Below are 19,686 nucleotides of genomic sequence, written 5' to 3' on the forward strand. Positions count from 1 at the left end.
CCCGTTACCTCAGCGCGCCAGCGGCTTTGAGCGCCTCATGCTTTTCGGCGTTATACCACCAGAAATCCAACTCACCGCGGGCATAGGCCGGCAGCGGCGTCGGGTATTCATACATGTCGTAATAGGCCACGGTGTGCACCGATTTGAACCACTGCGGCACCCAGAAGAGTTTCGCGCGCAGCACCCGGTCCAGAGCGTGCACTGCGGTTTTCAACTCGGCCTTGCTGGTGGCCGCCACAACCTCTTCGATCAGCTCATCAACGGCGGGATCGGCAACCCCCATCAGGTTGCGCGAGCTCTCGTTGACGCCCTCAGATCCGAACCATTGCTTCAACCCGGTTGAGGGTTCCAGCGACATGCGGCCGTTGTGGGTGGTCATGTCAAAGTCGTATTTGCGCTCACGCTCACTGGCCTGCGCCGGGTCTACACGGTTCAGGCTGGCATCGATGCCCAGACGTTTGAGGTTTTCAACATAGGGCAGCGTGATGCGGTCAAAGGCTGGCGAATCGTCCAGGAACTCAATCGTCAGCACCTGACCGTCCTTGCGGCGCATGCCGTCATCGCCGACGATCCAGCCGGCCTCATCCAGCAGTTTGGACGCTTTGCGCAGGTTCTTGCGATCCACCTGACGGCTGCCGGAGACCGGCGGCATCACAACCTCATCGGTCAGGATCGATGCCTCAAGCAGCCCCTGATCGACCAATGGCTGCAACAGCGCCACTTCGGCAGCTGAAGGCACGCCGGTCGCCTGCAGATCCGAGTTACCCCAGAAGCTGGTGACGCGGTCATAGAGGCCGTAGAACAGCGATTCATTGGACCATTCGAAGTTAAACATCAGCCCAACCGCTTCGCGGACACGACGATCCTGAAAGATGTCGCGGCGCAGGTTGAACACATAGCTTTGCATCAGCGCGAGCGAGCCATCGGGCAACTCTTCCCGGTTCACATAGCCGTTGGTGATACCGGGGAAGTTATAGCCCGTCGCCCAGGTTTTGGAGCTGTTTTCAGACCGGAAGGTATAAGCGCCAGCCTTAAAGGCCTCAAAGGCGGCAACGCTGTCACCAAAGTATTCGATCCGGATGCTGTCAAAGTTGTTGCGCCCCTTGTTCACCGCCAGATCGTTGCCCCAGTAGTCAGGGTTGCGTTTGTAGATGATGCGGCTGGGAATATCATAGCTGTCCAGCTGATAGGGGCCTGAGCCCATGATCGGTGTGACGTTTGCCTCATCGATCTTATAGCCGTTCTCTTCGATCCATTTCTGCGAAAAGGCAGGCATGCCCCCAGCCAACCCGATGCGATCACGTTCAGGGCTATCAGGGGCGAAGTGGAACTTCACTTTGTAGGTGTCCAGCACCTCAACCTCTTCGACAAGGGCGCCGAAGGCAGCGCGGAACGACGGCAGGCCGTCGGTCATAAACATATCAAAGGTGAACTTCAGATCGTGGCCGGTCCAGGGTGTACCGTCTGCCATGGTCACATCTTCGCGCAAATTGAAGGTCACCCAATCGATCGTTTCCGGATATTCCATCGTGGTGCAGAGGAAACAGTAAACAGCTGTGGGATCATCGGCGTAGGAGGTCAGGACATCCTCATGGCCGATGGTGGACAGGGCACCGGCATTGCCCTTGCGGGTGTAGGGGTTGAAGCTGTCGAAGGTGCCCAGCGTCCAGATCGAGATCTCACCGCCTTTGGGTGCTTCCGGGTTCACATAGCGCAGGTGATCGAAATCAGCGCCATATTCCAATTCACCAAAGAAATTGTAGCCATGGCTGGTGATGATCTTTTCCTCAGCCCCCGCCTGCCCTGCCAGACCGAACAGCGCCAAGGCAGTCAATCCAGCCCCAAGCCAGTAAAGCCCAGCAGAAGGTTCAGCCACGATTGCGTGCGTTTGGGCGCGCATTTTGGATGGTGCCATTGAAAGATCCTCCAGCTGTTGGAACGCGTTCTTCGCATCTCTTCGTTGATTAAAGCTAAATCGGCACGCCCATTACATCAAGCCACGCCTCACCCAATAGTGATTACATTCTAGCAAGATAGCCGATCAGGCGCGACCTGCGCACAAAGAAAAGGACCGCTGCCCGGTTGGGCAACGGTCCTTTCTGTAACAGGCCGCCGGTCAGACGGCGGACGCCAATGGCTTACTGCAGGCTCTGCAGATAGGCGATCAGGTTGGCGCGGTCGGTCTCTTTTTTCAGGCCCGAGAAGGACATTTTGGTGCCCGGCGCGAATTTCTTGGGGTTTTCAATAAACCCGTTCAGATTATCGACAGTCCAGGTGTCAGCAACAGCCACCAGCTTACCCGAATAGGAGAAGCCATCGGCCGCAGACACCGCACGGTCTACGATCTGAAAGAGGTGCGGACCGGTGCCGTTCGCACCATCGTCCAGTTTGTGGCAGGCCTTACATTTGCCAAAAACCTTGGCACCTTTTGCCACGTCAGCTTCAGCCAACAGAGTCGCGAAGTCAGGACCTTCTTCTTCTTCACCGCCGTGGCTGTCATCAGCGCCAGTGTCGATGACATAGGCCTGTGCGTGGTGATCACCATGACCGCCAACTTCGGTGTTATAGAGTGCCTCTGCCGCCCAGTTGCCAAGCAAGAAAACCAGCAGCGCACCACAGAATGCACCGACGGCTTTGGTAAGGGTCATAGTATCAAGCATGGGTCGCCCGTTTGTTACAAGTGTTCCGACGCGTATCTACCCGCTTCCCCTTGCCTTGCGCAAGGTATAGTTTCCGCGACCAAACGCCCTAAACGGGTCTATTTGACGGGGAAATATCAGCAATGACCAATCGCATCGCCTTTCAGGGAGAATTGGGCGCCTACTCGCATGAGGCCTGCCACAACTGCTACCCCGAGATGGAGGCCCTGCCCTGCCGGACCTTTGAAGACGTGATCGCCGCTGTGCGCAATGGCGACGCGGATCTGGCCATGCTGCCGATTGAGAATTCGACCTATGGTCGGGTTGCGGACATCCACCGTCTGCTGCCGGAAAGCGGTCTGCATATCATCGGTGAAACCTTTGTGCGGGTGCGCATCGCACTGATGGCGCATCAGGGTGTTGCGCTGGATGAGTTGGAAAAGGTGCAGGCCCATCTGGTGCTGCTGCCGCAATCAGCTAACTTCCTGCAAAAACACGGGATTCGCGGTGAAGCCGCGGCTGACAGTGCCGGCGCTGCCGCCGATCTGGCCAAATCCGATGAGCGCACCACTGGGGTTTTGGCGTCGGAAATGGCGGCCAAGATCTACGGGCTGAACGTGCTAGCCAAAGACATCGAAGATCACGGCCACAACACCACCCGCTTTGTCATCATGTCGCGTGAACCAAACCACGCACGGCGGGGTGAGGCTGAGATGATCACCACTTTCGTCTTTGAGGTGCGCAACATTCCCGCGGCGCTGTACAAGGCGATGGGCGGCTTTGCCACCAATGGCGTCAACATGACCAAGCTGGAAAGCTACATGAAGAACGGTTCCTTCACCGCGACTCAGTTCTATGCGGATATTGAAGGGCACCCGGATGACGCCAATGTGCAGCTAGCCTTGGATGAGCTGAGCTATTTCACCAATGAGCTGAAGATCGTCGGCGTCTACCCGGCGGCCCGTCCCCACCACGGGGCCTAATTCGTGTCATCGGGCAGCGCCGCCGGATGGAAGGCGCTGCCCATGCCCAGCCCCAGGATTGGTTCCATGCAGATTCGCCCGTTCCGCCAAGAGGATGCCGCAACGCTTGGCCGAATCTTTCACCGGGCGGTTCAGGCAACGCCAGAGGGTGAATATTCTGCCGACCAGCGACAGGCCTGGAGCGCCGGGCCAACCCCGGCGGAGCGCTACTTGGACCGTATTCAGGCTGGCGACCATCTGGTCTATGTCGCGGTTGATGCCGGGGATCAGCCCACTGGGTTTATCGAGCTTCAGCCGGACGGGCACATCGACTGTTTCTATCGTGATCCCGAGCATGCGGGCAGCGGTGTCGGTGCGGCGCTTGATGATCATCTGGAAGATCAGGCGCGCCGCCAAGGCATCACCCGGCTCTGGGTTGAGGCCAGCGATGCGGCCAAACGGTTCTTTCTAAGACAGGGATTTGGCGTGCTTGAACGGCGTGAATTCGCGCGCAATGGCGTCACGCTGCACAACTGGGCTATGGAAAAACACCTGCGCTGATCAGCGCTGTTCAAAACCAAACAGACCAAAAGCAAAACACCCCGCAGCCAGGCTACGGGGTGTTTTGAATGTCACGATGCAAAGCGCTTAGTGCAGCTTGGCGTCCACTTCGCCGATCGCAGCGTCGATCAGCTTGTTGGCTGCGGTTGCGTTCATCTGCTTGGCAACGATGTCGCCGGCAGCTTCAACAGCCACATTAATCGCCGCGTTGCGCACGTCACGTACGGCCGAGGCTTCTGCCGAAGCGATCTGATCCTGCGCAGCACTCAGGCGGCGCTCGATCGACTTCTGCAGGTCTTCTTTGGCCTGCGCAGCAAAGGCGGCTGCATCTTCTTTGGCCTGAGCCACGATGCGATCTGCCTGTTCCTGCGTTTCCTTCGACTTGCGCTCATAAGAGGCCAGGATCGCCTGGGCTTCTTCACGCAGGGCGCGGGCTTCGTCCAGCTCGTTCTTGATGTCGTCAGCGCGTTTGTCCAGCAGGCCACCGATCATCGAGGGCACTTTGAACTTCAGCAGGATGCCGACGAACAAGAGGAATGCCAGCAACACGATGAAATCGGTGTTGCGCAGCGAGAAGAACGGGCCACCAGCAGCAAAGGCGGGGCTGGCCGCAGTCAGAGCGACGAGAGTTGCAAGTTTACGCATATCTCTTACCCCTTCATGCGAGCAGCCACAGCTGCGTCGACGGCTTTGTCATCGGCTTCACCGCCCAGGGCAGTGATGAGTTCCGCTGCGGTATCCTTGGCGACGGCTTCCACCGATGCCAGGGCGTTCGCACGGATCTCGGCGATAGCTTTTTCACTTTCGGCCAGTTTTTCGGCGATCTCGGCATCGGCCTTAACGGTCGCTGCATCGAGTTCAGCCTGCATTTCGGCCTTGGTTTCGGCGGCGATGCGCTGTGCTTCGGCACGGGCGTCTGCCAGAGCCTTGTTATAAGCCTCTTCCGCTTCAACCGCTTTCGCTTTCAGCTCTTCAGCTTTGGCGAGGTCGTTGGTGATGGTCCCCTGACGCTCGGCCAGAACCGCAGCAATGCGCGGCAGCGCGATGCGCGACAGGACGAAATAGATCACGACCAGCGTGACCAGAAGCCAAAACACCTGGTTGCCCCAAAACGAGGGTTCCAGCTGTGGCATAGGGTGTACCGAATAAGCAGCTTCGGCGGCGTTGGTATTGGTCGCCATAACGTCCTCCTTCGGGAACTTCCTGGTTACACCGGGTGAGTGCGTTGCACCCACCCGGCCGTAAGGATGTGTTCCGTAAGGCTTAGACGGCGAACATCAGCAGCAGAGCAACCAGGAACGAGAAGATGCCCAGTGCTTCTGCAAATGCGATGCCGATGAACAGGGTCGCGGTCTGCGACGCTGCTGCCGACGGGTTGCGCAGTGCGCCTGCCAGGAAGTTAGCAGCAACGTTGCCAACACCCAGAGCTGCGAGACCAGTACCCAGACCTGCCAGACCGGCGCCGATGTGTGCGAGTTCACCTTCCATTGTGTATCTCCTTACGATTGGAAGTTAGAATAAGTGGTGTGAGAGTTAAGACCTTAGTGCGACGGATGCAGCGCATCTTTCAGATAAACACAGGTCAGAATGGTAAAGACGTAGGCCTGGATGAAGGCCACCAGGACCTCAAGACCGTACATCGCGGTGATGGCGACGATCGACAGCGGGCTGACAACAGCCAGAGCAGCGAAGCCTGCGAACACCTTGATAACTGCGTGGCCGGCCATCACGTTGCCTGCCAGACGAATGCTGTGGCTGACCGGGCGGACGAAGTAGGAAATCACTTCGATCACGGCCAGGATCGGACGCAGCGCCAGCGGAGCCGAGCTGACCCAGAACAGGCCAAGGAAGGCAGCGCCGTTTTTAACAAAACCAACCACGGTCACAGTGACAAACACCAGGAGGGCCAGGGTGATGGTCACAGCGAAATGCGAGGTGGTGGTGAAGCTCATCGGCAAGAGGCCAAGGAAGTTGGCGAAGACGATGAACATGAAGAGGGTCATGATGTAGGGGAAGAACTTCACCGCATCTTTGCCGGCAACGTCTTCAACCATCTTGTAGATGAAGCCATAGGCCAGTTCGCCGATCGACTGGCTGCGCGACGGGATCATGGCGCGACGCGAGGTGCCGATCACCATCATTGCGGTGATGCCGATCACGGCCAGCGCCATCCACAGGGTCACATTGGTGATGGTGTACCATGCGATTTCATCACCACCGAACAGCGGCTTAACGATGAACTGATCCATCGGGTGAAATTCGAGACCACCCTCTTTGGCGCCTTGTGCTTCGCTTGCCACGTTTATGCCCTCTCGTCGTTCTCGGCCTCTTCGGCCAATTTCTGCGTTTCGATCTCACGCGCGGTTCGGATCATCGTCTGTATCCCGGCCGCAAGACCCAACAATGTAAATGTGACAAGGAAGATCGGGATCGTCCCGAACAGGCTGTCCAGCCCGTATCCTATGCCAAACCCGATCCCAAGACCGGAGACTAATTCGACCACCATTCGCCAGGCATGGTTTGCCATGGAATAGTGTTCATCCACGCGGGGCTTGGGTGCCTGTGCCTCTTTGGCCGCCTCGATCTTAGCTTCCAGCGCTTCTAGTCGCTGTTTTTGCTCTGGATCGGTCACGCGCAAAGCCCCTATGGATGACTGGCGCCTTGCTAAGGGGCTGGGGGGTCAGAGTCAACAGCGCTGAATGCGGCATTTGCACCCACCTAATATGCTGTTTTAAAACAATTTATTTTGTTTTGCTGCGCAGCCGCATCGGGCACACCGGTGACCGCAGAGCAAATTCAAGGGGTTTTGCGTTATTTAACGAATTGGTTGAGTTTTATTTCTCGCCGATCTCGGAACCAGCCTCGGCGCCAGCCGCCGACCCTAGATCATAGACCTTGCTGATCGTACCCGGTGCGCTGCGATAGCTCTGAAATCCCATTGCGGTGTAGTACCCCAGCGCTTCGGGATTTTCGGCCCCCATGGTGGCGTCGATCTTGGGCAGTTTGGCCGCCGCTGCGGCAGCCACGGTCTGAGCAAACAGCGCCTTACCAACCCCGCGTCTGGCAGCGTGCAGACCAACATGGGTTCCGATGATCCCCCAGCCCGGCGTTACGCCATAATCATTGGCCTCACCTGCGCGCATCAACACCTGCAGCCCCAGCAAAGTGCCATCCTGATCCACCGCAACATGGCAGGCGACATTATCGGGATGCGCCACATAGCGCTGCCGCACAAAATCTTCATCACTGGGCAGGGTGCGTTTACCGGCAGCGGCAAGCCCCTGCAGAAGTGTGCTCAACCCGGAAACATCATCTTCACCCGCAAGCCTGATCTGCATTTCAAAATCCTTTGTTGTGAATACTGCGGGACGGTAGGCAGAGGCTGGCCGGCTTGCAAGCACCTGCGCCCGGCGCCGTGCCAGCCATTGACCATCCCCCAACACAGCCGCTAGGCAGGGCCTATGGCTGATAAACCCACATTGGACACGGTCTTCGCGGCCTTGGCGGATCCGACCCGGCGACAGATCCTTTCGATGCTGCTGGAGGATGACATGGCGGTCACGGATGTGGCCGAACCGATTGATATGTCGCTGGCAGCAGTGTCCAAACACCTGACGATCCTGGCCAATGCCGGGCTGATCTCCCAAGAAAAGCGTGGCCGGGTGAAATGGTGCAAGCTGGAGCCAGACGCCCTGCGGGAGGCCAGCGTCTGGATGCAGGGGTTTGGCCAGTTTGAAGCGATCAATCTGGACGCTTTTGAACGGTTCCTCGAAGTGGAACTGGCAGATGATCCTGGCCAGGACCCGATGGAGCCCGAACAGGAAGCCGGCTAACCAGCGCCTTCGTCCTTGAGCAGCATGATCAGCGCCACGATGGTCAGCGCCACACCGCCCAGAACCAACACCTGCGGCACACCGTGGCCCAGCGCCACCTCCCAGACCAGCACCCAGCTGGGCACCAGATAGGTATAGGCCATCACCTTGGCGGATGGGATGCGCAGTGCGGCGAACTGCAACAGCACAAAGGTGGCCGCAGAGGCGAAGATCGCCACATAGAGGATGGTGATCCAGACGATCTCCGGCAGCGCCGACCAATCCGTGGCCACGATATCGCCCCAACCCCAGAGCGTGGCGACCAAACAGCAGGCCAGTGTCACGCCAAAGGAAAACTGCAGCGCCGTTTCACCCCGGTTTAACTTGCGCACCATGGGTGTGTAGACCGCATGGGCGGCGCAGCCGATGAAATAGATCACCTCACCCCGTCCAACCTCAAACCCCAGGAGTGCCTGCAGATCAGCACGGAAGATAACCCAAAGCGCGCCGATCCCACCGATCACTAGGGCCGTTGCCATGTGGCGCGTGGTGATCTGGCGCAGCAGCACATAGCCCGCCAGCCCGCTCATGATCGGGGTTAGCGTAAAGACCGCTGCGGCAGAGACAGGTGGTGCGGTCTTCAACCCTTCAAACATCAGGATAAAATAGCTGGCAAAGAACCCCGACAGCAGCAGATAGCGCCACGGCGCCTGCCACATCTGGCGCGGCAACCCGGTGGTCGCCAGAGCCACCGCCCCCAGAACCGCCGCCGCGATGGCAAAACGCACCGCGTTCAGCGCGGCCGGGGCCAGTTCATTGGCCGCAAGTGAGCCAAGCGAAAACGACCCTGCCACAAGCGACGAGAAGATCAGCATGGCCAGATGGCCGCGCGTGGATTGGCGCATTGGGATTAGGTCCAGCTTTTGGCGTGTTCTTTAATATGGCTCAGGAAGGCCTGCACTTTGGTGGTGCGGTGCAGATCCACGTGGGTCACCAGCCACAGGGGCGACGGCCATTCTTCTTTATGGGCGCAGATCTTTTCCAACTCGGGGTTTTGCTCGGCGCTCCATTTGGTGGCGTAGCCAATGCCAATGCCCGCCTGCATTGCCATGCCCACTGCACGCGGATCCGAGGAGCGGAAGACGATGTTTTCTTCCGGGATGTTTTCCCAGATCCAGCGATTGAACGGGGCGCGGCTGTTGCGATCGTCCGAGCAGACAAAGCGGTGATTGGCAAAATCCGCCTCCGACTGGGGCATGCCGTATTTTTCCAGATACTCCTTGGAGGCATACAGGCTGGAGCCCTGCGACATCAGCGGCTGCACAACATTGTCAGGCTCTTCTGGCGCGCGCCCTGCACGGATCGCCACATGCGCCTCACCATATTCCAGGCGGAACAGCCGGTCCCCGGTCAGGAAGCGCAGAATAACCTCGGGGTATTTTTCCTGAAAATCCGCCAGCGCCGGCATCAACAGGCCAGAGAGGCCCGCAAGCGAGGTGATCACCAACTCACCTGAGACATCATTGCCCTGCCCTTTGACCCGGCTAGCCAGCTGGCTGAGTTGTTCGTCGGTGGTCTGGGCCACCCGCATCAGATCGGTGCCAGCCTCGGTTGGGGTGTAGCCACGCGCATGACGCTGGAACAGTTTGACGCCCAACCGCCCCTCAAGCGCGTCGATGTGACGGATCACCGTGGCGTGGTGCACGCCCAGGATTTCTGCGGCCCCGCTGACGGTTCCCATTCTGGCCACCTGATAGGCGGTCCGCACCTCATCCCAGTTGTCCATATCACCTGCCCTCATGCTCAATGATCGGCGAACGGCCGTCTGCGGCCCGGTTCGCCCATATGTGCAAATTATCACACTTCATGTCGAATAACGCAAATTGTGTTCGAATGTGCAAGGGCTAAATTGCTTGACAGACAGTCCACAGCACCAACCCACCGCTCTGAGGAATAAGACAATGACCCATAAAGTTCTCCACATCGACTCGGCCATCACTGCAGACAATTCGGTCTCCAAAGGGCTGACCCGCGCCATCGTCGAAAAGCTGCAATCCAGCCACGCTGACACAGAAGTGACCTACCGCGATCTGGCGGCCACCGATCTGGGCCAGATTGACGGCGCCTGGCTGGCAGCCGTGAACACCCCTGCAGATGCCCGCACCGCAGACCAGAACGACGCGGCCGACCTGGCAGACACGCTGGTTGCCGAGTTGAAAGAGGCTGACACCGTTGTGATTGGCCTGCCCGTCTACAACTTCTCCGCACCAAGCCAGTTGAAAGCCTGGATTGACCACGTTGCCCGCGCTGGCGTCACCTTCAGCTATTCGGAAAACGGCCCCGAAGGCCTGATCAAAAACACCCGTGCGATCATCGCCTATACCTCGGGCGGCACCGCCTTTGGCTCAGATTATGACTTTGCCTCGGGCTACCTGCGCCATGTGCTGGGCTTTATCGGCATCACCGATGTTCAGTTCGTCGTCGCAGACAAAGGCGCCATCGATGCCGAGGCCTCGCTGAAAGCGGCCAACGAACATATCGCGGAACTGGCGGCCTGATCCCCGCGCGTCACTCCCCGGCGATCAAAGCCCCTGACCTTCGCGTCGGGGGCTTTTTGCATTGGGATCACGCGGCCAGATGGGCGTTTGGGCGTCGCCGGAACAACGCCCACCATACCGGCAGAGGCTTAAGCCAGTTCAGCCGCGAACAGCCCCCGGCCCAGCGCTTGGGCCGTGTGCAAGGCATCCTGCCCCTGCAAAGGCCAGCATTGCGTGACCCCTTCAAAGATCATCAATAGGGCGGCGCTTTGATCGGGCAGCCCAACGGCGCGGGCCGCTTTATCCGCGACCTCGGCCTTGTGTCGCTGCAAGAGGCTTTGAAGGGCCTGATCCGTCGGCGCCGCAGCAACCGCGGCGTGGAACAGGCAGCCATGTGCAGCCTCCTCAACCATCCATTCACCGATGCGCCGCAACAGTTCGGCAAACACTGTGGGGCCTTTGGCCCCAGCTCCCGCGCCTTCAGGCAAGGCTGAAAACATGTGACTCAGATACCGTTGATGACGATGCTCCAACGCGGCGAGAACCATGTCCGACCGGGACGGCATGTATTTGTAAAGCGTGCGCAGGCTAACCCCCGCCGCATCGCGCAAAACTTCGACATTCGGTTCGGCAAAACCATGTTTTGCAAAAGCCTGCTCTAATCCGGCAGCGATTTTCTGTGCAGTTCTGTGGGCTGTCTCTGACATATTGACAGATGTAGAATGAACACTCTACTCATGCAAATGTAAAGTGATCACTCTACCCGAGCAGACACCCATTAGACCGGAGGCCGCAATGTCCCTGCCCAAAACGATGAAAGCCATGGTTCTCACCGCGCATGGGGGGATGGATTGTCTGGCGTGGCGCGAGGATATGCCGGTGCCGCAGCCCCGCCCGGATGAGGTGCTGGTGCAGGTGGGCGCCGCGGCGGTGAACAACACAGATATCAACACCCGCATCGGCTGGTATTCCAAATCGGTTGAGGGCGACACGGCCTCTGGCACCGATGGGTTCGGCGCAGCCGCCGATGCCGATGGGGGCTGGTCCGGCGCATTGCAGTTCCCCCGTATCCAAGGGGCAGACTGCTGCGGCCGCATCGTGGCGGTCGGCGCTGAGGTGTCGGAGGCGCGGGTGGGCGAACGCGTGTTGATCCGCGCCATGCACCGGCCCGGCCCCAATGACCCTGATCTGCCGCTGATCACCTTTGGGTCCGAACGCGACGGAGGGTTTGCCGAATATACCACCATCAGCAGCCATGATGCGCTGCGGATCACCTCCCTCCTCAGCGATGTAGAGCTGGCCAGTTTTCCCTGCGCCTTCTCCACGGCCGAGGGGATGATCCAACGCGCGGGCCTTGGTGCCGAGCGGGTGCTGATCACCGGGGCTTCAGGCGGCGTGGGTTCGGCGGCAATCCAACTGGCGAAACGGCGCGGCGCTCATGTGACCGCTGTGACCAGCGCCAGTAAGGCTGAGGCGCTGCGCGATCTCGGCGCGGATGAAACGCTGAACCGCGACGCGGCTTTGGCAGAGAACAGCTTTGACGTGGTTTTGGATCTGGTGGGGGGCAACAGCTGGCCGCGCCTGCTGGACGCGCTGCGCCCCGGCGGGCGGTATGCCGTGTCCGGTGCCATTGCCGGGCCAATTGTGGATCTGGACCTGCGCACGCTTTACCTCAACGACCTGACAATCTTTGGCTGCACCCAGCAGGCCGACAGCGTTTTCAGCGATCTAGTGCGCTATATCGAACAAGGGGAGGTCAAGCCGACCGTGGCGATGACCTACCCGCTGGCGGAGCTGAAGGCCGCGCAGGAAGCCTTCCTGAAAAAGGCCCATGTCGGCAAAATCGGGATCACCGTTTCAGGCTGACTGCCTAAGAATCAACCAATCATTTTGAAATCCAGTCTGGCGCGCCTATGCTGGCGCCGTGCCCTGTGATGGGTGCTTTTACACATTGGATTTCATCATGTTCGCCGTTGCTGACACCAAACAACTGGTTGCTGACCAGATCATCACCCCCGACCAAGCCCGCGAGATTGAGGCCCGCGCCCGCGATGCCATGGTGACCATGGCCGTCAACGCGGTGCTGTGTTTCGGCATTCTGGCGGCCACCGGGGGGTTCATTTTCTGGCTGGCCGATGCCTTTGCCGTAGCGGTGCTGGGCGGCCTGATGCTGGCGGCCGGTCTTTGGGTGCTGTCACGGGACGGGGACACCTACCGGATGTTTGGCAATGCATCGGCGCTGATCGGGGCCGGCATGTTGATCGGCGGCGGCACGGTGGAGCTGATAGACAAGGCCGAAGACATCGCCGGCTGGGCCTTTGCCCTTGCTGGTGCCGGCATCGCGGGCCTCTGCGCGTGGCGCCTCTCGCTACCCGCGCCAAAGGCGGGCTTTGTGCTGACGGCGCTGCTGCTGACCGGGGTTGCCCTGCATATCGGGGGCTTCGCCCTCTTGCTGGAACAGGCCGATCTGTTCGGCGGGATCAAAGCGCTGTTTTTCCTTTATGCGGCGGTGCTGCTGGCGCTGGCGGGGTGGTACACTGACATACGGCTGATCACCGCCATTGCCATCGTGCCCTTTGCCCAGGCGCTGGACACCGGATCTGGTTATTTCCACGCGATCTATGTGTTCTACTCACCCGAGCCGACGCTTTCGATCCTTCAGATGGGTCTGTTGATCGCGGGCTGTGTCCTGCTGGCGCAGCGCAGCGCAGAACGCTCAGCGCGCCATGCACGGGTTGCGGCGGTGCTGGCCTTTGTTGTGGCCAATATGTGTGCGCTGGTCGGGTCGCTTTGGGGAGATGTGATTGGCGAGCACCTCTGGGGCCCGGACTTCTTTGACTTTGCAGATGCCAGTGACAATGACGCCCAGTGGGCCGCCTACCGCGCGGCACGTGATGCATTCTATGATCAGGCCACCCGCATTTCGGATGACGTCTATTCGATCCTCTGGGCTGTTGCGCTGGTTGCCATGATTTTCTGGGCGGCCCATCGCAATATCCGCGGGCTGTTCAACACGGCCATGACCTTTGCCGCGATCCATGCTTACACCCAGTTCTTTGAGACCTTTGCGGATGAGCCACTGGCCTATGTCATTGGTGGTCTGGCCGCGATTCCGCTGGCCTGGGGGCTGTGGCGGCTAAACCAACGCATGGCGGCCCGCTGAGCGCGCAGGCTTCGACCACCAAAAGCAGGTCAAACCCCTACGGCGCTTGACTCTGCCCTGCAATCGGCGTATCGCCCAACCCAACATCCGGAAGCCCCAATTGTCTTCCGGTCCTTCGCCTTTGCAAGGATCGCCCCCCGTCAGCGAGTTTCGCCCACGGGGGACATTGGCTTATGGGGCTGTTCTACCTACCTGTAGGACATCGGAAATGTGCTGAAGTTAGGAGCGGCGCCAATGTTTGAAAATCTATCTGAACGCCTTGGCGGTGTCTTTGATCGTCTGACAAAACAGGGCGCGCTGTCCGAAGAGGACGTTAAATCCGCCCTGCGCGAAGTGCGTGTGGCCCTGCTGGAAGCGGATGTTTCGCTGCCGGTGGCCCGTGACTTCGTCAAGAAGGTGCAGGAACAGGCAACCGGTCAGGCCGTGACCAAATCGGTGACCCCCGGCCAGCAGGTTGTGAAGATCGTGCATGACGCGCTGATCGATGTGCTGCGCGGCGAAGGCGATCCAGGTGCGCTGAAGGTCGACAACCCGCCTGCCCCGATCCTGATGGTCGGTCTGCAGGGGTCTGGTAAAACCACCACCACCGGTAAGCTGGCCAAACGTCTGAAAGAAAAAGACGGCAAGCGCGTGCTCCTGGCCTCGCTTGACGTTTATCGTCCGGCGGCGATGGATCAGCTGGCCGTTCTGGGTCAGCAGATCGGTGTGGACACACTGCCGATTGTGCCGGGTCAGACCCCGGTTGATATCGCCAAACGCGCCAAGCAGCAGGCCACCATGGGCGGCTATGACGTCTACATGCTGGACACCGCTGGCCGTCTGCAGATCGACGAAGTGCTGATGAAAGAGGTTGAGGACGTCCGTGACGTTGTCAGCCCGCGCGAAACCCTTCTGGTGGTTGACGGTCTTACCGGTCAGGTCGCCGTTGAGGTGGCCGAGGAGTTCGACAACAAGATTGGCATCTCCGGCGTTGTGCTGACCCGTATGGACGGCGACGGCCGCGGCGGTGCTGCCCTGTCGATGCGTGCCGTGACCGGCAAGCCGATCAAATACGTCGGCCTTGGCGAAAAGATGGACGCGCTCGAAACCTTTGAGCCGGACCGGATTGCGGGCCGTATTCTGGGCATGGGCGACATCGTTGCCCTGGTGGAAAAAGCGCAGGAAACCATCGAGGCCGAACAGGCCGAGCGGATGATGAAGCGCTTCACCAAAGGTCAGTTCAACATGAACGACCTGAAGATGCAGCTGGAACAGATGCTCAAGATGGGCGGCATGGAAGGCATCATGGGCATGATGCCCGGCATGGGCAAAATGGCCAAGCAGGTGCAGGACGCCGGCATGGATGACACCGTCATCAAACGCCAGATTGCCCTGATCCAGTCGATGACCAAGAAAGAGCGTGCCAACCCGCAGCTGCTGCAGGCCAGCCGCAAAAAACGGATTGCCGCCGGTTCCGGCCAGCAGGTCAGCGACCTGAACAAACTTCTGAAGATGCACCGTCAGATGGCGGACATGATGAAGAAGATGGGCAAAATGGGCAAAGGCAAGATGATGAAACAGGCCATGAAAGGCCTGATGGGCAAAGGTGGCTCACCGGCGGATATGGCCGCGATGGGCGGCATGGACCCCAGCCAGCTGGACCCGAAAGCCCTGGAAGCGGCCGCCAAAGCCATGGGCGGCGGCAAAGGCCTGCCCGGCGGTCTGCCGGGTCTGGGTGGCATGGGCGGTCTGCCCGGCGGCCTGTCTGGTTTCGGAAAGAAGAAGTAAGTGAGCAACATTCAGGCATATCCCTGGGAGGCCCCGATTTCGGAGCCTGCAGCGACCCTCGCGGGCCGCTTCTCTCAGCTTGTGCCAGAGCTGGTCACCAAACGGCTGACCCTGCGCGCGCCAATCCTTGCCGATTTCCCAGCCTATGCCGAGATCCTGATGGGCGACCGTGCCGAAGGTCTGGACGGCCCGTTTGACCGCGAAGCGGCGCTCTTGGACTTCTCACAGTATGTGGCGGGCTGGCTGCTGCGCGGCACCGGCCTTTGGGCGGTGGAACGGCGTTCGGATGAGGCGCTGTTGGGCTTTGTGCTGGTCGGCATGGAATATAGCGATCAGGAGCCGGAACTGGGCTACCTGTTCACCGAAGCGGGCGAAGGTCAGGGCTATGCCACCGAAGCCGCTGCTGCCGCGCGTGATTTTGCCCTGCGCGATCTGCAACTGCCGGTGCTGGTCAGCTGCGTTGATCCTGCCAACACCCGCTCGGCCCGTCTGGCTGAACGTCTGGGCGCCCATTTGGATGTGGCCGCCAGCGACGCCGACACCCAGATCTGGCGTCATGCCCCCGTTGTTTCGAAAGGTCCGCTGTCATGAATGTGACCATTCCCACCCTGGAAACCGAACGCCTGATCCTGCGCGCCCCGTCAATTGAGGATTTTGAGCCGCTCTGCGCCTTCTACGATTCCGAACGCGCCCGCTACGTCGGCGGCCAGATGGCCCCGGATCAGGTCTGGCGTCACCTTGCGCTGGAAGCCGGCCACTGGAACCTGATGGGCTATGGCCGCTGGACCCTGGTGGAAAAAGAAACCGGCACGCCCTGTGGCATGGTTGGCCTGTGGAACCCCGAAGGCTGGCCCGAGGCTGAAATTGGCTGGGACCTGTTTGATGGCTTTGGCGGCAAAGGCTACGCAACCGAGGCGGCGCTGGCCGCCCGCAGCTATGCCTATGACGTTCTGGGCTGGCAGACCGCGATTTCGCTGGTCGCCCCGGAAAACCATGCCTCACGCAAAGTGGCGCAGCGGATGGGTGCCAAACAGGATGGTGTCTTCAACCATGTCCGTTTTGGTGACGTGGAAATCTGGCGCCACATGGCCCCGGCAGATATCGCCGACGGCGGCATGGAGAGCTATGCATGAGCTTTGATCTGCCCATCCCAGCGCTCGAAACCGAGCGTCTGATCCTGCGCCAGCCGCAGGAACGGGATCTGGAAGGCTTGATTGCCTTCTGGGGCAGTGAACGTGCGCAGTTCATTGGCGGCCCGCTGAGCCGTCTGGACACCTGGCGCAAATTGACCTCGATGATCGGTCAGTGGGTGATCAAGGGCTACGGCTTTTACATGCTGGAAGAGAAAGCCACCGGCACGGTCGTTGGCGGCACCGGCATTGTTGAGGCCGAAGGCTGGAGCGAGCCGGAACTGGGCTGGAACCTTTATGAGGCGGCCGAGGGAAAAGGCTATGCCTTTGAAGCGGCGCAGAAGGTGCGCGAACACGCCGCCGCCACCTGGGGCATCACCGCGCCAATCAGCCATATCGATGCCGGCAATACCCGTTCAATCGCCTTGGCCGAACGTCTGGGCGCAACCTTTGAACGGGATGGTGACATCTCGGGCCATCCGGTACGGATCTATCGCCACGCAGAATGGGGGGTAAGCTGATGCCAGTTGAAATCCCCGTTCTGGAAACCCAGCGTCTGATCCTGCGTGGCCCAACGCCTGAGGCTTATCCCAGCTTCAAATCGACCTTCACCAGCTACCGTGCCCGTTTCATGGGGGGCCCGCTGAACGACTATGAGACCTGGATGCTTTATGCAGCTGAGATCGGCCATTGGCAGATCCGCGGCTATGGCATGTGGGTGATCTATGACCGCGACAGCGGCAAGACGCTGGGCATGGCCGGTGGCTGGAAACCCGCCAAATGGCCTGAGGCCGAACTGGCCTGGATCATCTGGCCCGAAGTGGCCGGCCACGGCTACGCGCTGGAAGCCACCCATGCGGTGCGCAACTACCTCTATTCCAACATGGGGTGGACCACTGCGGTGTCCTACATCGATCCAAAGAACCTGGATTCGATCCGCCTGGCCGAACGTCTGGGCGCAGAAAAAGATCAAGGCGCCGCCACCGTGGACGGCCATGACATCGTTTACCGCCATCCCACCGCCGACCAGCTGGCAGGCAGCCAGCTGAGCCACGGCATTGAGATGGAAATCGCCAACTACGCCGACCCGCTGTTCAAACCGAAAGGATTCGCCCTTGACTGACGCTGTTTCCCGCGCTGCGGAGCTGCTGAAAGAGCACCGCGAAAGCATCGACCGTTTGGACGCCATCCTTGTCTACACCCTGGGGGAGCGCTTCAAGCACACCCAGGCCGTGGGCAAGCTGAAAGCGGCACACGACCTTCCCCCGTCCGATCCGGCCCGCGAGGCCAAGCAGATCGCACGGCTAGAAGATCTGGCAGACCGGGCCGACCTGGACCCCGATTTCGCCAAGAAGTTCCTGAACTTCATCATCGCTGAAGTCATTCAGCACCACAAAAAACACCAGGAGTAACCCCGCCTCCTCCCTCAGGGGAAGCAACTGGAAAACGAATTGCCGGCTCAGCCGGCACACGCCATCTAAAGGAGATCTAACAATGGCAATGAAAATCCGTCTGGCCCGTGGTGGTTCGAAAAAACGTCCTTTCTACCGCGTTGTTGCCGCTGACTCGCGCATGCCGCGTGACGGCCGTTTCATCGAGAAACTGGGCACCTACAACCCGCTGCTGCCGAAAGACAGCGAAGAGCGCGTAAAACTGAACATGGAACGCGTTCAGTACTGGCTGGACCAGGGCGCTCAGCCGTCCGACCGTGTGTCGCGCTTCCTGGAAGCCGCAGGCGTTCTGGCCAAGAAAGAGCGTAACAACCCTGAGAAAGCCGTACCCGGCAAGAAAGCTCAGGAGCGCGCTGAAGAAAAAGCCGCCAAAGCAGCTGAAGCTGCCGAAGCCGCTGCTGAAGAGTAAGCAACAGACAGGGAGCGCTGGGATGCGGGTCTTCCCAGAAACATTCCAGCGCGATCTGGACGATCTCATGCGGTGGCGGCGCGATGTGCGTCACTTCCGTACAGATCCTGTTGACGAGGCACTGCTCACGCAGTGCCTCGACGCGTTTTTGAAGGCCCCTTCTGTTGGGCTGTCGGAACCCTGGCGGGTGATCCGGATCGAAAGCGCTGCAGCGCGTGCTGCTGCATTAAAGAATTATCAATCCGCCAATGCCGATGCGCTGGCCGGTTATGGCGATGAAAAGGCCGCGCTTTATGCGCAGCTGAAACTCTCGGGCATGCAGGACGCGCCGGTGCAGCTGGCGATCTACTGCGATGAAAGCACCGAAAAGGGGTCAGGCCTTGGCGCTGGCACCATGCCGGAAATGCGACGGTATTCTGTGGTTTCGGCGATCAACCTGTTCTGGCTGGCCGCCCGTGCCCGCGGGATCGGGATGGGCTGGGTCTCTATCCTTGACCCGGACCAGCTGAGCCGCGATCTGGATGTGCCCCAGGACTGGCGTTTGGTGGGCTATCTTTGCGTCGGCTACCCGGCCGAGGACAGCGACACTCCTGAGCTGGAACGCAAAGGCTGGGAAGATCGCCGCGGGCAACTGCCCATCGAGACCCGCTGAACCTGCGGTCACACTGGCGAATTGCCCCTGCCCGCCCAAGGCGTTATCAACGGGGAAACGCCCTGCCGCTTCCTAGGTGATACCATGAGTGAAACTGACGATCTGATCTGTGTGGCCTCCATCGCTGGTGCCTTCGGGGTGCGCGGCGAGGTGCGGCTGAAAAGTTTTACTGCGGAACCAGACGCGATTGCCGATTACAATCCGCTGACCACCGAAGATGGCAGCCGCAGTTTTGAAGTGGGCATTGTCAACACGATCAAAAACGGCCTTTCGGTGCGCCTGTCAGATGTCACCACCAAAGAAGAGGCCGATGCCCTGAAAGGGGTAAAACTCTACGTGCCGCGCGATCGCCTGCCGTCGCTGCCGGATGATGAATATTACCACACCGATCTGATGGGGCTGGAGGTGTTTGACACCGGCGGCACCAAACTGGGCGTGGTCAAGGCGGTGCAGAACCACGGTGCCGGTGATCTGTTGGAAATCCACGGGCCGGGCCTGAAAACAACGGTGCTGCTGCCCTTCACCCTGGCTGCGGTGCCGACGGTGGATCTGACCTCCGGCCGCATCATCGCGGATCCGCCAGAGGGGCTGTTCCCGGAATAG

At 59.9% G+C, this 19,686-nt stretch carries 26 protein-coding genes; 15 read left to right on the plus strand and 11 right to left on the minus strand.

Annotated elements, in window-relative coordinates; all coding sequences use genetic code 11:
- Positions 1 to 4: 4 nt before the first annotated feature.
- Positions 5 to 1,915 (minus strand): extracellular solute-binding protein, encoded by a 1,911-nt coding sequence (locus ACORLH_RS18985; protein ID WP_321829893.1) that lies wholly within the window; start codon positions 1,913 to 1,915, stop codon positions 5 to 7.
- Positions 1,916 to 2,138: 223 nt separating this feature from the next.
- Positions 2,139 to 2,660: a cytochrome c family protein gene (locus tag ACORLH_RS18990; RefSeq protein ID WP_321829894.1), complete on the minus strand. Its 522-nt coding sequence runs from the start codon at positions 2,658 to 2,660 to the stop codon at positions 2,139 to 2,141.
- A 122-nt stretch (positions 2,661 to 2,782) separates the two neighbouring features.
- Here ACORLH_RS18990 and ACORLH_RS18995 point away from each other — a divergent pair, with 122 nt between their 5' ends.
- Together ACORLH_RS18995 and ACORLH_RS19000 are read left to right on the plus strand one after the other, a co-directional pair.
- Complete coding sequence (locus ACORLH_RS18995) at positions 2,783 to 3,622, plus strand: prephenate dehydratase (protein WP_321829895.1); 840 nt, start codon at positions 2,783 to 2,785, stop codon at positions 3,620 to 3,622.
- A gap of 66 nt (positions 3,623 to 3,688) precedes the next feature.
- Positions 3,689 to 4,162 (plus strand): GNAT family N-acetyltransferase, encoded by a 474-nt coding sequence (locus tag ACORLH_RS19000; RefSeq protein ID WP_321829896.1) that lies wholly within the window; start codon positions 3,689 to 3,691, stop codon positions 4,160 to 4,162.
- 87 nt (positions 4,163 to 4,249) lie between these two features.
- On the opposite strand, the gene ACORLH_RS19005 is transcribed toward ACORLH_RS19000, so the two are convergent.
- From ACORLH_RS19005 to ACORLH_RS19030, 6 genes are all read right to left on the minus strand, one after another.
- A complete protein-coding gene (locus tag ACORLH_RS19005) occupies positions 4,250 to 4,807 on the minus strand; it encodes a F0F1 ATP synthase subunit B (RefSeq protein WP_058245529.1) in 558 nt (185 codons plus the stop codon).
- Between the two features lie 5 nt (positions 4,808 to 4,812).
- The gene (locus ACORLH_RS19010; protein ID WP_058245530.1) at positions 4,813 to 5,343 is read right to left on the minus strand and encodes a F0F1 ATP synthase subunit B'; all 531 of its coding nucleotides are present in this window, start codon (positions 5,341 to 5,343) and stop codon (positions 4,813 to 4,815) included.
- 82 nt (positions 5,344 to 5,425) lie between these two features.
- Entirely contained in the window at positions 5,426 to 5,650 is a 225-nt protein-coding gene (locus ACORLH_RS19015) for a F0F1 ATP synthase subunit C (protein ID WP_058245531.1), read from the minus strand.
- Between the two features lie 53 nt (positions 5,651 to 5,703).
- Entirely contained in the window at positions 5,704 to 6,411 is a 708-nt protein-coding gene (locus ACORLH_RS19020; protein ID WP_370701662.1) for a F0F1 ATP synthase subunit A, read from the minus strand.
- A gap of 53 nt (positions 6,412 to 6,464) precedes the next feature.
- Positions 6,465 to 6,794: an AtpZ/AtpI family protein gene (locus ACORLH_RS19025; protein WP_321829897.1), complete on the minus strand. Its 330-nt coding sequence runs from the start codon at positions 6,792 to 6,794 to the stop codon at positions 6,465 to 6,467.
- Between the two features lie 202 nt (positions 6,795 to 6,996).
- On the minus strand, positions 6,997 to 7,500 hold the full coding sequence (locus ACORLH_RS19030; RefSeq protein WP_321829898.1) for a GNAT family N-acetyltransferase: 504 nt from the start codon (positions 7,498 to 7,500) through the stop codon (positions 6,997 to 6,999).
- A gap of 123 nt (positions 7,501 to 7,623) precedes the next feature.
- Between ACORLH_RS19030 and ACORLH_RS19035 the strand changes: the two genes are divergently transcribed.
- Positions 7,624 to 7,995, plus strand: coding sequence for a metalloregulator ArsR/SmtB family transcription factor (locus tag ACORLH_RS19035; RefSeq protein WP_321829899.1), 372 nt, complete (start codon positions 7,624 to 7,626; stop codon positions 7,993 to 7,995).
- Here ACORLH_RS19035 and ACORLH_RS19040 read toward each other — a convergent pair.
- Both ACORLH_RS19040 and ACORLH_RS19045 read right to left on the minus strand, forming a co-directional pair.
- Positions 7,992 to 8,879 (minus strand): DMT family transporter, encoded by an 888-nt coding sequence (locus ACORLH_RS19040; protein ID WP_321829900.1) that lies wholly within the window; start codon positions 8,877 to 8,879, stop codon positions 7,992 to 7,994. The two genes, ACORLH_RS19035 and ACORLH_RS19040, sit on opposite strands and share 4 nt — an antisense overlap.
- Positions 8,880 to 8,884: 5 nt before the next feature.
- Positions 8,885 to 9,760: a LysR family transcriptional regulator gene (locus ACORLH_RS19045; protein ID WP_321829902.1), complete on the minus strand. Its 876-nt coding sequence runs from the start codon at positions 9,758 to 9,760 to the stop codon at positions 8,885 to 8,887.
- A gap of 175 nt (positions 9,761 to 9,935) precedes the next feature.
- Here ACORLH_RS19045 and ACORLH_RS19050 point away from each other — a divergent pair, with 175 nt between their 5' ends.
- Positions 9,936 to 10,532, plus strand: coding sequence for an FMN-dependent NADH-azoreductase (locus ACORLH_RS19050; protein WP_321829903.1), 597 nt, complete (start codon positions 9,936 to 9,938; stop codon positions 10,530 to 10,532).
- Between the two features lie 128 nt (positions 10,533 to 10,660).
- Here ACORLH_RS19050 and ACORLH_RS19055 read toward each other — a convergent pair whose 3' ends face one another.
- Positions 10,661 to 11,218 carry a TetR/AcrR family transcriptional regulator gene (locus ACORLH_RS19055; protein WP_321829904.1) on the minus strand — a complete coding sequence of 186 codons (558 nt, stop codon included), beginning with the start codon at positions 11,216 to 11,218 and terminating at the stop codon, positions 10,661 to 10,663.
- Between the two features lie 88 nt (positions 11,219 to 11,306).
- Between ACORLH_RS19055 and ACORLH_RS19060 the strand changes: the two genes are divergently transcribed.
- The 11 genes from ACORLH_RS19060 (at position 11,307) to rimM (ending at position 19,686) form a co-directional block, all read left to right on the plus strand.
- On the plus strand, positions 11,307 to 12,377 hold the full coding sequence (locus tag ACORLH_RS19060) for an alcohol dehydrogenase family protein (protein ID WP_321829905.1): 1,071 nt from the start codon (positions 11,307 to 11,309) through the stop codon (positions 12,375 to 12,377).
- A 97-nt stretch (positions 12,378 to 12,474) separates the two neighbouring features.
- A complete protein-coding gene (locus tag ACORLH_RS19065; protein ID WP_321829907.1) occupies positions 12,475 to 13,674 on the plus strand; it encodes a hypothetical protein in 1,200 nt (399 codons plus the stop codon).
- A gap of 234 nt (positions 13,675 to 13,908) precedes the next feature.
- On the plus strand, positions 13,909 to 15,441 hold the full coding sequence (gene ffh, locus ACORLH_RS19070) for a signal recognition particle protein (RefSeq protein WP_321829908.1): 1,533 nt from the start codon (positions 13,909 to 13,911) through the stop codon (positions 15,439 to 15,441).
- Positions 15,442 to 16,032 (plus strand): GNAT family N-acetyltransferase, encoded by a 591-nt coding sequence (locus ACORLH_RS19075; RefSeq protein ID WP_321829909.1) that lies wholly within the window; start codon positions 15,442 to 15,444, stop codon positions 16,030 to 16,032.
- Entirely contained in the window at positions 16,029 to 16,574 is a 546-nt protein-coding gene (locus tag ACORLH_RS19080) for a GNAT family N-acetyltransferase (RefSeq protein WP_321829910.1), read from the plus strand. Before ACORLH_RS19075 ends, ACORLH_RS19080 begins: the two co-directional genes overlap by 4 nt.
- Positions 16,571 to 17,092, plus strand: a complete 522-nt coding sequence (locus tag ACORLH_RS19085; RefSeq protein WP_321829911.1) for a GNAT family N-acetyltransferase — start codon at positions 16,571 to 16,573, stop codon at positions 17,090 to 17,092. The genes ACORLH_RS19080 and ACORLH_RS19085 overlap by 4 nt, the downstream gene beginning before the upstream one ends.
- Positions 17,092 to 17,694 (plus strand): GNAT family N-acetyltransferase, encoded by a 603-nt coding sequence (locus ACORLH_RS19090; protein WP_321829912.1) that lies wholly within the window; start codon positions 17,092 to 17,094, stop codon positions 17,692 to 17,694. Before ACORLH_RS19085 ends, ACORLH_RS19090 begins: the two co-directional genes overlap by 1 nt.
- Positions 17,687 to 17,983 (plus strand): chorismate mutase, encoded by a 297-nt coding sequence (locus ACORLH_RS19095; RefSeq protein WP_058245546.1) that lies wholly within the window; start codon positions 17,687 to 17,689, stop codon positions 17,981 to 17,983. The genes ACORLH_RS19090 and ACORLH_RS19095 overlap by 8 nt, the downstream gene beginning before the upstream one ends.
- Before the next feature lie 82 nt (positions 17,984 to 18,065).
- Positions 18,066 to 18,431, plus strand: a complete 366-nt coding sequence (gene rpsP, locus ACORLH_RS19100; protein WP_058245547.1) for a 30S ribosomal protein S16 — start codon at positions 18,066 to 18,068, stop codon at positions 18,429 to 18,431.
- Between the two features lie 22 nt (positions 18,432 to 18,453).
- Positions 18,454 to 19,083: a 5,6-dimethylbenzimidazole synthase gene (gene bluB, locus ACORLH_RS19105; RefSeq protein WP_321829913.1), complete on the plus strand. Its 630-nt coding sequence runs from the start codon at positions 18,454 to 18,456 to the stop codon at positions 19,081 to 19,083.
- A gap of 84 nt (positions 19,084 to 19,167) precedes the next feature.
- Complete coding sequence (rimM, locus tag ACORLH_RS19110) at positions 19,168 to 19,686, plus strand: ribosome maturation factor RimM (RefSeq protein WP_058245549.1); 519 nt, start codon at positions 19,168 to 19,170, stop codon at positions 19,684 to 19,686.

It is taken from the genome of Thalassovita sp. (assembly GCF_963691685.1).
Lineage (GTDB): Bacteria > Pseudomonadota > Alphaproteobacteria > Rhodobacterales > Rhodobacteraceae > Thalassobius.

What these genes read in the sequence shown, in the direction of transcription:
- ACORLH_RS18985 (WP_321829893.1), bottom strand. Translation starts at nt 1,915, where the DNA reads ATGGCACCATCCAAAATGCGCGCCCAAACGCACGCAATCGTGGCTGAA.
- ACORLH_RS18990 (WP_321829894.1), bottom strand. Translation starts at nt 2,660, where the DNA reads ATGCTTGATACTATGACCCTTACCAAAGCCGTCGGTGCATTCTGTGGT.
- ACORLH_RS18995 (WP_321829895.1), top strand. Translation starts at nt 2,783, where the DNA reads ATGACCAATCGCATCGCCTTTCAGGGAGAATTGGGCGCCTACTCGCAT.
- ACORLH_RS19000 (WP_321829896.1), top strand. Translation starts at nt 3,689, where the DNA reads ATGCAGATTCGCCCGTTCCGCCAAGAGGATGCCGCAACGCTTGGCCGA.
- ACORLH_RS19005 (WP_058245529.1), bottom strand. Translation starts at nt 4,807, where the DNA reads ATGCGTAAACTTGCAACTCTCGTCGCTCTGACTGCGGCCAGCCCCGCC.
- ACORLH_RS19010 (WP_058245530.1), bottom strand. Translation starts at nt 5,343, where the DNA reads ATGGCGACCAATACCAACGCCGCCGAAGCTGCTTATTCGGTACACCCT.
- ACORLH_RS19015 (WP_058245531.1), bottom strand. Translation starts at nt 5,650, where the DNA reads ATGGAAGGTGAACTCGCACACATCGGCGCCGGTCTGGCAGGTCTGGGT.
- ACORLH_RS19020 (WP_370701662.1), bottom strand. Translation starts at nt 6,411, where the DNA reads ATGGATCAGTTCATCGTTAAGCCGCTGTTCGGTGGTGATGAAATCGCA.
- ACORLH_RS19030 (WP_321829898.1), bottom strand. Translation starts at nt 7,500, where the DNA reads ATGCAGATCAGGCTTGCGGGTGAAGATGATGTTTCCGGGTTGAGCACA.
- ACORLH_RS19035 (WP_321829899.1), top strand. Translation starts at nt 7,624, where the DNA reads ATGGCTGATAAACCCACATTGGACACGGTCTTCGCGGCCTTGGCGGAT.
- ACORLH_RS19040 (WP_321829900.1), bottom strand. Translation starts at nt 8,879, where the DNA reads ATGCGCCAATCCACGCGCGGCCATCTGGCCATGCTGATCTTCTCGTCG.
- ACORLH_RS19045 (WP_321829902.1), bottom strand. Translation starts at nt 9,760, where the DNA reads ATGGACAACTGGGATGAGGTGCGGACCGCCTATCAGGTGGCCAGAATG.
- ACORLH_RS19050 (WP_321829903.1), top strand. Translation starts at nt 9,936, where the DNA reads ATGACCCATAAAGTTCTCCACATCGACTCGGCCATCACTGCAGACAAT.
- ACORLH_RS19055 (WP_321829904.1), bottom strand. Translation starts at nt 11,218, where the DNA reads ATGTCAGAGACAGCCCACAGAACTGCACAGAAAATCGCTGCCGGATTA.
- ACORLH_RS19060 (WP_321829905.1), top strand. Translation starts at nt 11,307, where the DNA reads ATGTCCCTGCCCAAAACGATGAAAGCCATGGTTCTCACCGCGCATGGG.
- ACORLH_RS19065 (WP_321829907.1), top strand. Translation starts at nt 12,475, where the DNA reads ATGTTCGCCGTTGCTGACACCAAACAACTGGTTGCTGACCAGATCATC.
- ffh (WP_321829908.1), top strand. Translation starts at nt 13,909, where the DNA reads ATGTTTGAAAATCTATCTGAACGCCTTGGCGGTGTCTTTGATCGTCTG.
- ACORLH_RS19080 (WP_321829910.1), top strand. Translation starts at nt 16,029, where the DNA reads ATGAATGTGACCATTCCCACCCTGGAAACCGAACGCCTGATCCTGCGC.
- ACORLH_RS19085 (WP_321829911.1), top strand. Translation starts at nt 16,571, where the DNA reads ATGAGCTTTGATCTGCCCATCCCAGCGCTCGAAACCGAGCGTCTGATC.
- ACORLH_RS19090 (WP_321829912.1), top strand. Translation starts at nt 17,092, where the DNA reads ATGCCAGTTGAAATCCCCGTTCTGGAAACCCAGCGTCTGATCCTGCGT.
- rpsP (WP_058245547.1), top strand. Translation starts at nt 18,066, where the DNA reads ATGGCAATGAAAATCCGTCTGGCCCGTGGTGGTTCGAAAAAACGTCCT.
- bluB (WP_321829913.1), top strand. Translation starts at nt 18,454, where the DNA reads ATGCGGGTCTTCCCAGAAACATTCCAGCGCGATCTGGACGATCTCATG.
- rimM (WP_058245549.1), top strand. Translation starts at nt 19,168, where the DNA reads ATGAGTGAAACTGACGATCTGATCTGTGTGGCCTCCATCGCTGGTGCC.